Here is a 12,858-nt window from a genome sequence, read left to right on the forward strand (position 1 = left end):
TCAGGCGGCCGGGGCGTTGACGTCCGCGGGCAGCGCCTCGCGGGCGGTGGCGACGAGCGCGGCGAACGCGGCGCTGTCGGACACGGCCAGCTCGGCGAGCATGCGGCGGTCCACCTCGACACCCGCGGCGTGGAGGCCCTGGATGAAGCGGTTGTAGGTCATGCCCTCCGCGCGCACCGCGGCGTTGATGCGCTGGATCCACAGGCGACGGAAGTCGCCCTTGCGGGCCCGGCGGTCGCGGTAGGAGTAGGTCATCGAGTGGGTGACCTGCTCCTTCGCCTTGCGGTACAGGCGCGAGCGCTGGCCGCGGTAGCCGCTGGCGCGCTCGAGGGTCGTGCGGCGCTTCTTCTGGGCGTTGACCGCCCGCTTGACGCGTGCCACGTCAGTCTCCTTCTAGGTGGGGGGCGGCGTTACTTGCCGAGCAGCTTCTTGATCTTCTTGGTGTCGGCCGGGGCGACGACCTGGTCCTGCGACAGGCGGCGGGTCCGCCGGCTCGACTTGTGCTCGAGCAGGTGGCGCTTGTTGGCCTGCTCGCGCATCAGCTTGCCGCTGCCGGTGGTCCGGAAGCGCTTCTTCGCACCGGAGTGCGTCTTCATCTTCGGCATGTTCGTCCCTCGGTTGCTGCGCCGGCGGCACAGATCTCTCCTGCCCCGGGCCGGCGGGCGCCGGGGCGTCTTGCAGGTATGCGGTGCGCTAGGAGGCGGTGGGCTCGGCAGGCGCCGCGCCGCCGGCCGCGTCGGCCGGGGCCACGTCGGCGGCAGCCTCGTCGGCCGGGGCCGAGCCCTTCTTCTCCGCGCGCTCAGCCTCGCGCTTGCGGCGCTGCTCGTGCTTGGCCTCGGCCTTCTTCTTGTGCGGGCCGATGACCATGGTCATGTTGCGGCCGTCGAGGCGCGGCGCCGACTCCACCGAGCCGAGCTCGGCGACGTCGTCCGCCAGGCGCTGCAGCAGCCGCATGCCCATCTCGGGGCGGGACTGCTCACGGCCCCGGAACATGATCATGACCTTGACCTTGTCGCCGCCCTTGAGGAACCGCACGACGTGACCCTTCTTGGTCTCGTAGTCGTGCGGGTCGATCTTCAGGCGGAAGCGGATCTCCTTGAGAACCGTGTTCGCCTGGTTGCGGCGGGCGTCGCGTGCCTTCATGGCCGACTCGTACTTGAACTTGCCGTAGTCCATGAGCTTCGCGACCGGCGGGTGCGCGTCGGGCGCGACCTCGACCAGGTCGAGGTCGGCCTCCTGCGCCAGGCGCAGGGCGTCCTCGACCCGGACCACGCCGACCTGCTCGCCGGCGGGGCCGACGAGACGCACCTCGGGAACGCGGATCCGATCGTTGATGCGGGGCTCGCTGATGCTGTGCTCCTTCTGCCTCGTTCGTGCCCTCGACCCGCAGGGACGAAGAAGGCCTCCGCCGTGCGGTGCACGCGGAGGCCTCGAGGTCGGCGCGGGACGCCCGGCGGGCACCCGCGCGCAAGGGGTCGTGACCCCTTGCTGACCTGACCCGGCCTCTGCCCGCCTTTTCGGACGGTCGAGACCTAGGTGGGAGAATCTCCACTTGCACACCCGGATCGACCCGCGCATGGCGCAGCCCGACCCCGGTTGGTCGGTCTGCAACACTACCACGCATGCAGCCTGACGACGACGGGAGCGTGGCGCTCACCGACGAGAGCCCGACCACACCGCCCGCTCCCGCGGCACCGGCCCGTTCCCGGCGCCGGTGGCTCACGGTGCTGCTCGCCGTCGTCCTCGTGGCCACGCTCGCGACCGGAGCCTACCTCGCCGTGCTGGCCCGGGCGTGGTCGGCGCGGGCCGACGTGCTCGACACCACCGCCACCGACCTCGGCCGCCGGCTGGCGCAGACCGAGGCGGACCTCGACCAGCGCAGCAGCGACCTCGGCGCCGTCCAGGCCCAGCTGCAGACCGCCCAGGACCGGCTCGTCCAGCTGGCCGACGAGAAGGCCCAGACCGGCGACGACCGGGAGGCCCAGCGCCAGCTCGCGGCGTACCAGGCGCGGGTGTCGGAGGCCGCCCGGGCGGTGGCCTCCGCCCTCCAGGAGTGCGTGCGGGGCCAGGAGCGGCTCATCGGCTACCTCAAGGACCAGGAGCGGTACGACCCCGCGTCCCTGGCCGGGTTCGAGGGGGACGTCACGCGCCTGTGCGACCAGGCGGAGGCGGCCAACACCCAGCTGCAGCGCGAGCTGGGCCAGTGAGCCGGCGCGCCCGGTTCGCGCTCGTCGCGGTGGTCGCCGCCGCGCTGGCCGGCTGCGGGGCGCTGCCCCCGATGCCCGGGCCGCTGCCCGACTACGTCCCCGACGCGCCGGCCCCGCAGGTGGCCGCGTCGGGCTCGCTCACCCCCGACGGCGTCGCCGCGGCCGAGCGGATGGCGGTGCGGGTGCGCAACGTCGGCTGCGGGTCCCTCTCGGTCGGCTCCGGCTTCGCCCTGGACGAGCACACCGTGGTGACCAACCGCCACGTGGTCGCCGACTCCGCCGAGCTCCAGGTGTCCACCTACGACGGGCGCGACGTGGACGTCGTCACCGTGAGCTCGACGCCGGTGGCCGACCTCGCCCTGGTCCGCACCGCCGAGCCGCTGCCCCAGGTGCCCGGGCTCGCCGCGGGCGACCCGGCCGCGGGCACGCCGGTGACCGTGGTCGGCTACCCCAGCGGCGGGGCGCTGACGACGTCGGCCGGGCAGGTGCTCGGCGCCGTGCCGGACCCGCTGGGCACCGGGATGGACCAGGTGATCGTCACGAGCGCGGCGGTCGTCGGCGGCAGCTCGGGCAGCGCCGCGCTGGACGCCGACGGCCGCGTGGTCGGCGTCGTCTACGCCGGCGACGACCGGGGGCAGAGCTACCTCGTGCCGCTCAGCCTGCTCCAGGCGCTGCTGGCCGACACCTCGGCGTTCGCGCCGCTCACCGCGTGCCGCTGAGCGGGGCTCAGCCGGCCTCGACCGCCACCGGGTAGAGCTCGAGGGAGTCCACCCGCTCGCGCACCTGCGGCTGCTCGGCGAGGGCCTGGCTCACGCGGCCGACGGCGTCGCGCAGCTGCTCGGCCGACAGCCCGGCGCGCACGGCGAGGACCACCCGCAGCTCCGCCCGCTCCCCGCGCTCCAGACGCACCCCGACCAGGCCGGCGATGCCGGCCAGGGCGGTCGTCAGCAGCTGCGGCAGCTCGGGGTCGGCCCAGGACGGGGTCCACGGCTTCTGCTGGGCCAGCGCCCACACCGCCGGGCGCGGCACGAGCACGGTCCCCTCGCCGCCGGGGTCGAGGACCATGAGGGAGTCGGTCTCCCCCACCGCGGACAGCGCCGCACGGGTGGCCTCGACCGGCACCGGCCGGGCGGTGGCGTCCCAGGCGTGCAGCGCGGCGACGCCGGAGAAGATCGGCAGGGCGGCGCGCCCGTCGGGGGTGCGCACGGAGACCATCGCGGCGGAGGCCATGGCGTCCGCCGCGCGGTCCCCGGAACGGAACGCGTCGGCGTCGTGGCTGCGGACGGCGCCGTCGTCGGTGGTGCCGGGGTGCTCGTGGGCCACGACCGGCACGAGCACGCGCCCGGTGCGCAGCGCCTCCACGACGGCGCGCACCCGCTCGCCGTCGTCGGCCTCGGCCAGCGCCGCGGCCATGGCGGGCTCGACCGTCCCGTCGTCGCCCGCGAAGGGGTTGGGCTTGAGCATCCGCCCCGCCCAGGGCTGCCCGGCGGAGTCGGCGGGTCCGGCGAGGTGGTCGTGGGCGAGCCCCTCCGCGATCCGCAGCGGCTCGCGGCCGGCGGGCTGGACGAGCCCGCCGTCGGGGCGGGGCACCAGCCGGTCGTCGTCGCTCACGGCCGGCCGGCGATATCGAGCGCCTCGGACAGGGTGAAGGCGCCGGCGTACAGCGCCTTGCCGACGATGGCGCCCTCGACGCCGACGTCGGTCAGCCCCCGCAGGGCCTCGATGTCGTGGAGGTTGGCGATGCCGCCGGAGGCGACCACCGGCGCCTGGGTGCGCGCGCACACCTCGCGGAGCAGCTCGACGTTGGGGCCGCGCAGGGTGCCGTCCTTGGTCACGTCCGTGACGACGTAGCGCGAGCAGCCGTCGGCCTCCAGGCGGGCGAGGACCTCCCACAGGTCCCCGCCCTCGCGGGTCCAGCCCCGGGCGGCCAGGGTGGTGCCGCGCACGTCGAGCCCGACGGCGACGCGGTCGCCGTGCTCGCGGATGACCTTGGAGGTCCACTCGGGGTTCTCCAGGGCGGCGGTGCCGAGGTTGACGCGCCGCGCGCCGGAGCCGAGGGCCCGCTCGAGGGACTCGTCGTCGCGGATCCCGCCGGAGAGCTCGACCTTGACGTCCAGCTCCCCGACGATCCGGGCGAGCAGGTCGTGGTTGCTGCCGCGCCCGAAGGCCGCGTCGAGGTCGACGAGGTGGATCCACTCCGCGCCCTCCTCAACCCAGGCGCGGGCCGCCTCGGCCGGGTCGCCGTAGGAGGTCTCCGAGCCGGCCTCGCCCTGGAAGAGCCGGACGGCCTGGCCGTCCACGACGTCGACGGCGGGCAGCAGCTCCAGGCGCGGTGTGCTCATGCGGTTCGTACCTCTTCTCTTCCGGCGGTCAGCCGTGGTCGTCCGGCGTTCAGCCGAGCGTGGAGACCCAGTTGCGCAGCAGCTGGGCGCCGGCGTCGCCGGACTTCTCGGGATGGAACTGGGTGGCCGACAGCGCGCCGTTCTCCACGGCGGCGACGAACCGGGAGCCGTGCTCGGCCCAGGTGACCAGCGGCTCGCGCAGCGGGGTGTCCCCGCGCAGCGCCGCGGCCGGGTCGGTCTGGACGCCGTAGGAGTGCACGAAGTAGAAGCGCTCGCCCTCGACCCCCCGGAACAGCACGGTGCCCTCGGGCGGCTCCACGGTCGACCAGCCCATGTGCGGGACGACGTCGGCGCGCAGCCGTTCGACCTCGCCGGGCCACTGGTCCAGCCCGGCGGTGGTCACGCCGTGCTCGGTGCCCTTGGTGAACATCACCTGCAGGCCCACGCAGATGCCCAGCACCGGCCGGCCGCCGGCCAGGCGGCGCTCGATCATGCGGTCCCCGCCGACGGCGCGCAGCTGGTCCATGACGGCGGCGAACGCGCCCACGCCGGGCACCACGAGCCCGTCCGCAGCGGCGACGGCGGCCGGGTCCGCGGTCAGCTCGACCTCCGCGCCGATGCGCTCGAGCGCGCGGACGGCGGACCGGACGTTCCCCGAGCCGTAGTCGAAGACGACGACCGTGCTCATGGCTTTCTCCGTCGCAGACCGCGGGCGAACATGCGGGCGGCCTTCCAGCGCGGCAGCGTGCCGGAGCGCTGGTGGCCCTTGACGTCCTGGGGGCGGACCCGGCCGAGCAGCAGGTCCTCGACCACCTGGTCGGCGTTGGCGAGCACCAGCCCGGCGGGCATGTCGCCCTCGGGCTCCCCGCCGGTGTACTGGCGGGCGTGGATGTGCCCGGACAGGCCGGCCTCGATGCCCACGTCGGTGGCCAGCTCGGCGGCGAGGAGCACGACGCCGGCCCGCGCCAGCCGGGACAGGGTGGTGGCCAGCTCCTCCGCCTCCGGCGGCAGGCTCGGTCCGCCGCCCTCGCCGACGAGCTCGCTGATGTCCCACTCGTCCGTGGCCTGCTTCGGGGCGAGCTCGAGCACGGCGACCGCTCCGGAGGTGGAGGGGACGACGTCGACGTCGATGCCGCTCATCGCGCACAGCCCGGCCAGCGCCGGCGCCGAGGCGACCGGGGTGAGCACGAGCGCGATGGCGCCGGGGCGCTGGTGCGCGGCGGGCGCCCCGGCCTCGTCGGGCGCGCCGCCGGCCTCGGTGCCGCCGACCTGGGTGGCGTCCGGCCCGGGCACCTCGGCGGCCGCGCCCAGCGCGGCGAGCATCCGCTCGACGTCGGCCTCGGTCAGCGGGGCGTCGCCGGGGGTGCCCTGGTCCGGCAGGTCGCCGGGCACCGACGGCGCGGCGTCGTCCGGGCGCTCGCCGTCGGGCCGCTCGTCCTCCGGCCGCCGGTCGCCGTCGTCGGGGCGCCCTGCGGCGGGGCTCACAGTGCCCCCTTGGTCGACGGCACGCCCTCCACGCGGGGGTCGAGCGCGACCGCGGCGCGCAGCGCCCGGGCCAGCGCCTTGAACTGCGCCTCGACGATGTGGTGCGGGTCGCGCCCGGCCAGCACCCTCACGTGCAGGCAGATGGCGGCGTGGTGGGCGATCGACTCGAGCACGTGCCGGGTCAGCGAACCGGTGAAGTGCCCGCCGATGAGGTGGTACTCCTGCCCCTCCGGCTCGCCGGAGTGGACGAGGTAGGGGCGCCCGGAGACGTCGACGACCGCGAGCGCGAGGGCCTCGTCCAGCGGCACCATGGCGTCCCCGAAGCGGGAGATGCCCTTCTTGTCCCCCAGCGCCTGGCGCAGCGCCTCGCCGAGGCAGATGGCGACGTCCTCGACGGTGTGGTGGGCGTCGATGTGGGTGTCCCCGGTCGCGCGCACGGTGAGGTCGATGAGGGAGTGCTTGCCCAGCGCGGTGAGCATGTGGTCGTAGAAGGGCACCGACGTGGAGATGTCGGTCCGCCCGGTGCCGTCGAGGTCCAGCTCGACGACGACGTCGGACTCCGACGTCGTGCGCACGACCCGCGCCGTGCGCGTTCCCACCAGCTGCTGCGTCACCAGCCCAGCACCTCCTCCAGCGCCGCCTTGAAGGCGGCCGTCTCCTGCGGCGTCCCGACCGAGACGCGCAGCCAGCCCGCGGGCCCCACCTCGCGGATGAGGACGCCACGCTTCAGCAGACCATTCCACACCGCGTGGCGATCTTCGAAAACTCCGAAGAGCACGAAGTTGGCGTCCGAGTCTGCCACCTGCAGCCCGTGCCCCCGCAGCCAGGTCACGAGCTCGTCGCGCTCGGCGCGCAGCGAGGCCACCTGGCCCATCAGCGCACCGCGGTGACGCAGCGCGGCCAGTGCGGCCGCCTGCGTCACGGCGGAGAGGTGGTAGGGCAGCCGGACGACGCGGAGCTTGTCCACCAGCGCCGGGGCCGCCGCGAGGTACCCCAGGCGCAGCCCGGCCATGCCGAACGCCTTGGACATCGTCCGGGAGACGGCCAGGTGGGGGAAGCGCTCGAGCAGGTCCAGCGCGGTGGGGGTGCCCTCGCGGCGGAACTCGCCGTACGCCTCGTCCACGACCACGACCGAGGCGGTGGGGCCGCCGTCGGCGTCGGCCGGCCCGGTGGTCGCGGCCGCCTCGCAGATCGCCTCGATGGTGCTCAGCGGCAGGGCGGTGCCCGTGGGGTTGTTCGGGCTGGCGAGGAGGATCACCGCGGGGCGGTGGGCGGCGACCTGGGCGACGGCGTAGCCGGGGTCGAGGCTGAAGTCCTCCTCGCGCCGCGCGGCGATCCACGCGGTGAGGGTGTCGCGGGCGTACTCGGGGTACATCGAGTACGTGGGCGCGAAGGAGAGGACCGCGCGGCCGGTGCCGCCGAAGGCCTGCAGCAGGTGCAGCATGACCTCGTTGGAGCCGTTCGCCGCCCAGAGGTGGTGCGGGGCGAGCGTGACGCCGGACTCCACGCGCAGGTACTCGGCGAGCTCGGCGCGCAGCTCGCCGAAGTCGCGGTCCGGGTAGCGGTTGAGGCCGTGGGCGGCCTCGGCGACGGCGGCGGCGATGTCCGCGACGACGGCGTCCGACGGCGGGTAGGGGTTCTCGTTGACGTTCAGCCGCACCGGCACGTCGAGCTGCGGCGCGCCGTAGGGCTCGAGGCCCGCGAGCTCGGGGCGCAGCGGCAGCCGCACGCTCTCGGTCGCCTCGGTGGAGGGGGTGGTCACCCCACGAGTCTAGGTGCCGTGGGCGGGCCCGACGGCGCGTGGCCGAGTGACGGACGGTGGCGCGTGGCGCCTGCAGGCGCTCGCCGCGCGGCCCCGCCGTCCCGCTCGGGCCGCGAGCGCCCGGGGCCACTCTTCCCGGGCGGGTTGCCCCGGGGCGCTTCCGCGGAATCGTCCCGCCCGGCGGGCGGGCATTGCCGGCGCTACTGGGCTGCCGATGCCGCCGCGTCATGCCGCCCGGCGTCGCTTAGCGTCGATCCATGTCGACCGGTCGCATGGAGGCGTTCAGCGACGCGGTCATCGCGATCGCCATCACGGTGATGGTGCTCGAGCTGCCCACGCCGCACGACACCACCTGGCACGCCCTGCGGGACGCGTGGCCGGTGCTGCTGTCGTACGTGCTGAGCTTCGTCATCCTCGGCATCTACTGGAACAACCACCATCACATGCTGCAGGCCACCACGCGGGTGAACGGGCCGATCCTGTGGGCGAACCTGCACCTGCTGTTCTGGCTGTCGCTGGTCCCGTTCACCACCGCCTGGATGGGCGAGAACGCCTTCGCGTCGGTGCCCACCGCGGCCTACGGCGTCGTCCTGCTCGCCGCCGCCCTGGCCTACTACGCCCTGCAGGGCCTGATCATCCGGGACCAGGGCGAGGGGTCCATCGTCGCCGCCGCGGTGGGCCGGGACCTCAAGGGCAAGCTCTCGCCGGTGCTCTACGTGATCGGCATCGGCCTGTCCTTCCTCAGCAGCCGGGCCGCGGTCGCCGTCTTCGCCACGGTCGCGCTCGTGTGGCTGATCCCCGACCGCCGGATCGAGCGCGGCCTGACCGCCGCTCGTCCGGATGACGGCGGGGAGTGACGAAGCACCGGTTCTGCTCTCCCTGCACGCGCGGTCGCGGCCTGCCCGCGTGTGCAGCCAGCCCTCGCCGCCGGCGCCACCGATGTTTCCGCGGAAGCGCCCGCACCGTGCCCGCACACGGCGCCCCTGGCCGTTCTCGTTCCCTCGGAGGAGTTTCCACATCTTTCTCGAGGCCAAGCGACCGATGTCAGCCCCCTCTCCTAGGCTCGAACGAAGTTTCGACGACGGAGGTGTGCGATGCTGCTGGCAACCGGCGACCCACCCGCGACGGCCATGCCCGAGGATCAACCGGTGTCGGACTCCACGTCCCCGCCGGGCGGCCCCGTCCCGGCGTCAGACGAGGCGCTCGTCGACGAGCTGACCACCGTGGCGGCCCACATCGCCGCCGCGACCTGCCGGTTCCTGGTCCTGCTCGGCGAGTTCGACGCACGGGAGGCCTGGGGCGAGGACGGCATCCTCTCCGCCGCGCACTGGCTCGGCTGGCGATGCGGGATGGGCCCCGTGGCCGCCCGGGAGCACGTGCGGGTCGCCCGCGCGCTGCGCGCCCTGCCGGTCACGGTCCGGGCCTTCGCCCAGGGCCGCCTCTCCTACTCGAAGGTCCGCGCCATCACGCGGGTGGCCACGCCCCAGACCGAGGCCGACCTGGTCGACGTCGCCCTGCATGCGCCTGCCCATCACCTCGAGCGTCTCGTGCGCGGGCTGCGCACGACGCAGACCCTTGAGGACAGCCGCGAGCGCCACGCGCGCCGGCACCTGTCCTGGCGGTGGGCCGACGACGGCTCGCTGCTCCTGTCCGGGCGCTTCTCTCCGGAGGACGGGGCGCTGATCGTCCAGGCGCTCGAGGTGCGCCGCGACCGTGCTGAGGCCGAGCTCGCCGACACGGTGCCACCCGAGGCGGACGCCCCCCCAAGGCGGGAGGACGAGCCGCCGGACCCGACCGTCGCCGACCGCAGGTCCCTCGCCGACGCGCTGGTGGAGCTGTGCGCCGAGGCGCCGGTCCCGGGCGACGACAGGCCCCGCACCAGCCGCTCCCCCGAGACGGTCGTGCACGTGACGCTCGCCGACCTCCGCTCGCCCACCGCGCCGGTGGACACGGTCGACACCGCCCCAGCGGTCGACGGGAACGGGACGGCGCCGCTCATGGCGTCCGACGCCGCCCCGCCGCCGCAGGCCCTCGCCACCGAGTCCCTCGTCACGACACCGCGCCTCGACGACGGCCCGGCCCTGCACCCGGAGACCGCCCGCCGCCTCGCGTGCGACGCGGGGATCGTCGTCGAGGTCCACGACGACGGCGTCGGCGTCTCGGGCCGCACGCTGGAGGTGGGCGCGAAGGTGCGGAAGCCGACCGCGGCGCTGATCCGGGCGCTGTGGGGCAGGGACCGCGGGTGCCGCTACCCCGGCTGCACGCGCAGGCACTTCCTGCAGGCCCACCACGTCCTGCACTGGGCCGACGGCGGACTCACCGTGATCACCAACATGGTGCTCCTGTGCGGCACCAACCACAGGCTCCTCCACGAGGGCCAGTACTCGCTCACCCTGGATCCCGACGGCTCGGTGACGGTCCGCGACCGGCGCGGCGCGATCATCCATCCCGTACCGGCCCAGGCCGGGCGGCTCGATGGCTGGCGCCCCGCCGTCGCCGTCGACGCCGCGACCCTCACCCCCGAGTGGTCGGGCGAGCCGCTGGACACCGCCTACGCCACCACGGTGCTGCTGGAGAGCTGGGCGCTCGCCGAGGAGCTGGCCGCCGCTGACGCCGAGGACCCCGAGCCGGCGGAAGCCGCCGGCGAGCTCACGGACCCTTGTCTCTCGCAGGACCAGCAGGTCCCCCGCCGCCCACACCCCGACGACGGGAGGCGCGCCGACTGTGAGAGCGTGGACGCCGACGGAGGGGACGATTCATGACGGAGTCAGCAGTGGCCAGCTCGGGAACCCAGGCGCCCGCGACCCTCAGGGAACGGGCCGAGGCGGCCCTGCGGTCGCTGGTCGACCGGGAGGACGCCCGGCTGCGCGAGGACCAGTGGACCGCGATCGAGGCCCTGGTCGCGCGCCGACGGCGGGCGCTCGTGGTCGAGCGCACCGGATGGGGCAAGTCGGCGGTGTACTTCGTCGCGACGATGCTCCTGCGCGCCGGCGCCGCCGACCGCCCGCCCGCCGGCCCGACCGTGATCATCTCCCCACTGCTGGCCCTCATGCGCGATCAGATCAACGCCGCGGCGCGCGCCGGCATCCGCGCGGTGACCATCAACTCCTCCAACGTCACGGAGTGGGACGCGGTGCACGCCGCGATCGCCGGCGGTGAGGTGGACGTGCTGCTGTGCTCCCCGGAGCGGCTGAACAACCCCGCCTTCCGCGACGAGGTGCTGCCGAGCCTGGCCGCCAGCGCCGGCCTCGTCGTCGTCGACGAGGCACACTGCATCTCGGACTGGGGCCACGACTTCCGCCCGGACTACCGCCGCATCCGGACCCTGCTCGGGGACCTGCCGGCGGGCATCCCGGTGCTCGCGACGACGGCGACCGCCAACGCGCGGGTGAGCACCGACGTCGCCGAGCAGCTCGGCGTGGGCCGGCACGACGAAGACGTCCTGGTGCTGCGCGGCTCCCTCGACCGGCCCTCGCTGCACCTGGGGGTGCTGCCTCTGCCCGACCAGCCCAGCCGGATCGCCTGGCTGGGCCAGCAGCTGGCCCGCTACGACGGCTCCGGCATCATCTACACACTCACGGTCTCCGCCGCCCAGCAGGTGACCGAGCAGCTGCGGGCCGCCGGCCACGACGTCCGCGCCTACACCGGCCAGACCGACACCGCCGAGCGCGAGCAGCTCGAGGCCGACCTCAAGGCCAACCGGGTCAAGGCGCTCGTCGCCACCTCCGCGCTCGGCATGGGCTTCGACAAGCCCGACCTCGCCTTCGTCATCCACCTCGGCGCCCCCTCCTCCCCCATCGCCTACTACCAGCAGGTCGGCCGCGCCGGCCGCGGCGTCGACCGGGCCGACGTCGTGCTGCTCCCCGGGCGCGAGGACCAGGACATCTGGGACTACTTCGGCTCGCTCGCGTTCCCGCCCGAGCACGCGGTGCGCGATGCCCTGGCCGCCCTGGCGGCCGGCGGCACCATGTCCACGGCACGGCTGGAGACGCAGGTGGACCTGCGCCGCAACCGGCTGGAGACCATGCTCAAGGTCCTCGACGTCGACGGCGCCGTGCGCCGGGTCCGCGGCGGGTGGGAGGCCACCGGGCGGGAGTGGGTCTACGACGGCGAGCGCTACGCCCGCGTCGCCGCCGCCCGCGAGGCGGAGCAGCAGGCGATGCTCGGCTACGAGCACCTCGACGGCTCCGGGTGCCGGATGGCGTACCTGCGCGCCCAGCTCGACGACCCCGAGCTCGAGCCGGGCTGGCGGTGCGGGCGCTGCGACCTGTGCGGCGGCCTGAGCCTGGACCCGTCGGTCGACGTCGGCGCCGTGCAGCAGGCCCGCGCGGCCATGGACCGTCCCGGCATCGAGGTCACCCCACGGCGGCAGTGGCCCACCGGCATGGAGGCGCTCGGCCTGGACCTGCGCGGGAAGATCCCCGACGCCGAGCGCGCCGAGGACGGCCGGGCGCTGGCCCGGCTCGACGGGCTCGGCTGGTCCGTCCCCCTGCGTGAGCTATTCGAGCCGGCCCACGGCGCTGGCGCGGCGACGGCCGGCGACCCCGCGGCCGATCCAGCGCCCACCGACCCTGCGGCCGATCCAACCTCCCCGGCGGGGCCGGTCGAGGCGGCGCACGGCCGGGACGGGCTCCTGCCCGCGGCGCTGCGCCGCCCGGTCCAGCAGGTGCTCGAGGAGTGGGCGCCAGCCCTCCGCCGCGGAGACGGGTCCCCCGGCGTCGACGGCGTCGTCGTCCTCGCCTCCGCCGCCCGGCCCGAGCTGGTCACCCACCTCGCCCGCGGCGTCGCCCACATCCTGCGCGCGCCCGTCGTCGGCGAGGTGGTCCCCGACCCGGACCGGCCAGCCGGCCGCCACGACGTCAACTCCGCCCAGCGGCTGGCGGGCATCCAGCGCCGCCTGCACCTGAGGCTGTCGGAGGCCGCGGTCGCCGGGCTGCCCGGGCGCACGGTGGTCCTCGTCGACGACTACACCGACTCCGGCTGGACCCTGGCCGTCGCGGCGCGCCTGCTGCGTCAGGCCGGCGCCACGGCCGTGCACCCGTTCGTGCTCGCCCAGCGCTGA

General features: G+C 75.1%; 14 protein-coding genes. 5 read left to right on the top strand and 9 right to left on the bottom strand.

Translation table 11 applies throughout. The features are described from left to right. From rplT to infC, 3 genes are all read right to left on the bottom strand, one after another. Positions 1-381, bottom strand: a complete 381-nt coding sequence (rplT, locus tag GD880_RS18460; RefSeq protein ID WP_152203339.1) for a 50S ribosomal protein L20 — start codon at positions 379-381, stop codon at positions 1-3. A 29-nt stretch (positions 382-410) separates the two neighbouring features. Next, positions 411-605, bottom strand: a complete 195-nt coding sequence (gene rpmI / locus GD880_RS18465; RefSeq protein ID WP_152203338.1) for a 50S ribosomal protein L35 — start codon at positions 603-605, stop codon at positions 411-413. An 88-nt stretch (positions 606-693) separates the two neighbouring features. Next, on the bottom strand, positions 694-1,350 hold the full coding sequence (gene infC, locus GD880_RS18470; protein ID WP_152233103.1) for a translation initiation factor IF-3: 657 nt from the start codon (positions 1,348-1,350) through the stop codon (positions 694-696). A gap of 272 nt (positions 1,351-1,622) precedes the next feature. Here infC and GD880_RS18475 point away from each other — a divergent pair, with 272 nt between their 5' ends. Together GD880_RS18475 and GD880_RS18480 are read left to right on the top strand one after the other, a co-directional pair. Beyond that, positions 1,623-2,207, top strand: coding sequence for a hypothetical protein (locus tag GD880_RS18475; protein WP_152233080.1), 585 nt, complete (start codon positions 1,623-1,625; stop codon positions 2,205-2,207). Beyond that, complete coding sequence (locus GD880_RS18480) at positions 2,204-2,926, top strand: S1 family peptidase (protein WP_226909813.1); 723 nt, start codon at positions 2,204-2,206, stop codon at positions 2,924-2,926. The genes GD880_RS18475 and GD880_RS18480 overlap by 4 nt, the downstream gene beginning before the upstream one ends. Positions 2,927-2,933: 7 nt before the next feature. Here GD880_RS18480 and GD880_RS18485 read toward each other — a convergent pair whose 3' ends face one another. The 6 genes from GD880_RS18485 to GD880_RS18510 are packed head-to-tail and all read right to left on the bottom strand — an operon-like array spanning position 2,934 to position 7,796. Further along, the gene (locus tag GD880_RS18485; RefSeq protein ID WP_226909814.1) at positions 2,934-3,818 is read right to left on the bottom strand and encodes an SseB family protein; all 885 of its coding nucleotides are present in this window, start codon (positions 3,816-3,818) and stop codon (positions 2,934-2,936) included. After that, complete coding sequence (gene priA / locus GD880_RS18490) at positions 3,815-4,549, bottom strand: bifunctional 1-(5-phosphoribosyl)-5-((5-phosphoribosylamino)methylideneamino)imidazole-4-carboxamide isomerase/phosphoribosylanthranilate isomerase PriA (protein WP_152233081.1); 735 nt, start codon at positions 4,547-4,549, stop codon at positions 3,815-3,817. The genes GD880_RS18485 and priA overlap by 4 nt, the downstream gene beginning before the upstream one ends. A 49-nt stretch (positions 4,550-4,598) precedes the next feature. Further along, positions 4,599-5,237, bottom strand: a complete 639-nt coding sequence (gene hisH, locus GD880_RS18495) for an imidazole glycerol phosphate synthase subunit HisH (RefSeq protein WP_152233082.1) — start codon at positions 5,235-5,237, stop codon at positions 4,599-4,601. Next, the gene (locus GD880_RS18500; RefSeq protein ID WP_152233083.1) at positions 5,234-6,034 is read right to left on the bottom strand and encodes a hypothetical protein; all 801 of its coding nucleotides are present in this window, start codon (positions 6,032-6,034) and stop codon (positions 5,234-5,236) included. Before GD880_RS18500 ends, hisH begins: the two co-directional genes overlap by 4 nt. Further along, a complete protein-coding gene (gene hisB / locus GD880_RS18505) occupies positions 6,031-6,648 on the bottom strand; it encodes an imidazoleglycerol-phosphate dehydratase HisB (protein ID WP_226909815.1) in 618 nt (205 codons plus the stop codon). Before hisB ends, GD880_RS18500 begins: the two co-directional genes overlap by 4 nt. Continuing rightward, positions 6,645-7,796, bottom strand: a complete 1,152-nt coding sequence (locus tag GD880_RS18510) for a histidinol-phosphate transaminase (RefSeq protein ID WP_152233084.1) — start codon at positions 7,794-7,796, stop codon at positions 6,645-6,647. The genes hisB and GD880_RS18510 overlap by 4 nt, the downstream gene beginning before the upstream one ends. Before the next feature lie 257 nt (positions 7,797-8,053). On the opposite strand from GD880_RS18510, the gene GD880_RS18515 reads away from it, so the two are divergent. From GD880_RS18515 to GD880_RS18525, 3 genes are all read left to right on the top strand, one after another. Continuing rightward, positions 8,054-8,653 (top strand): TMEM175 family protein, encoded by a 600-nt coding sequence (locus GD880_RS18515; protein ID WP_152233085.1) that lies wholly within the window; start codon positions 8,054-8,056, stop codon positions 8,651-8,653. 291 nt (positions 8,654-8,944) lie between these two features. Next, a complete protein-coding gene (locus GD880_RS18520) occupies positions 8,945-10,558 on the top strand; it encodes an HNH endonuclease signature motif containing protein (RefSeq protein WP_193314600.1) in 1,614 nt (537 codons plus the stop codon). After that, complete coding sequence (locus GD880_RS18525; RefSeq protein ID WP_152233087.1) at positions 10,555-12,858, top strand: RecQ family ATP-dependent DNA helicase; 2,304 nt, start codon at positions 10,555-10,557, stop codon at positions 12,856-12,858. Before GD880_RS18520 ends, GD880_RS18525 begins: the two co-directional genes overlap by 4 nt.

Source organism: Georgenia ruanii (assembly GCF_009193175.1).
GTDB lineage: Bacteria > Actinomycetota > Actinomycetes > Actinomycetales > Actinomycetaceae > Georgenia > Georgenia ruanii.

What these genes read in the sequence shown, in the direction of transcription:
- GD880_RS18475 (WP_152233080.1), top strand. Translation starts at nt 1,623, where the DNA reads ATGCAGCCTGACGACGACGGGAGCGTGGCGCTCACCGACGAGAGCCCG.
- GD880_RS18525 (WP_152233087.1), top strand. Translation starts at nt 10,555, where the DNA reads ATGACGGAGTCAGCAGTGGCCAGCTCGGGAACCCAGGCGCCCGCGACC.
- hisH (WP_152233082.1), bottom strand. Translation starts at nt 5,237, where the DNA reads ATGAGCACGGTCGTCGTCTTCGACTACGGCTCGGGGAACGTCCGGTCC.
- GD880_RS18515 (WP_152233085.1), top strand. Translation starts at nt 8,054, where the DNA reads ATGTCGACCGGTCGCATGGAGGCGTTCAGCGACGCGGTCATCGCGATC.
- priA (WP_152233081.1), bottom strand. Translation starts at nt 4,549, where the DNA reads ATGAGCACACCGCGCCTGGAGCTGCTGCCCGCCGTCGACGTCGTGGAC.
- rpmI (WP_152203338.1), bottom strand. Translation starts at nt 605, where the DNA reads ATGCCGAAGATGAAGACGCACTCCGGTGCGAAGAAGCGCTTCCGGACC.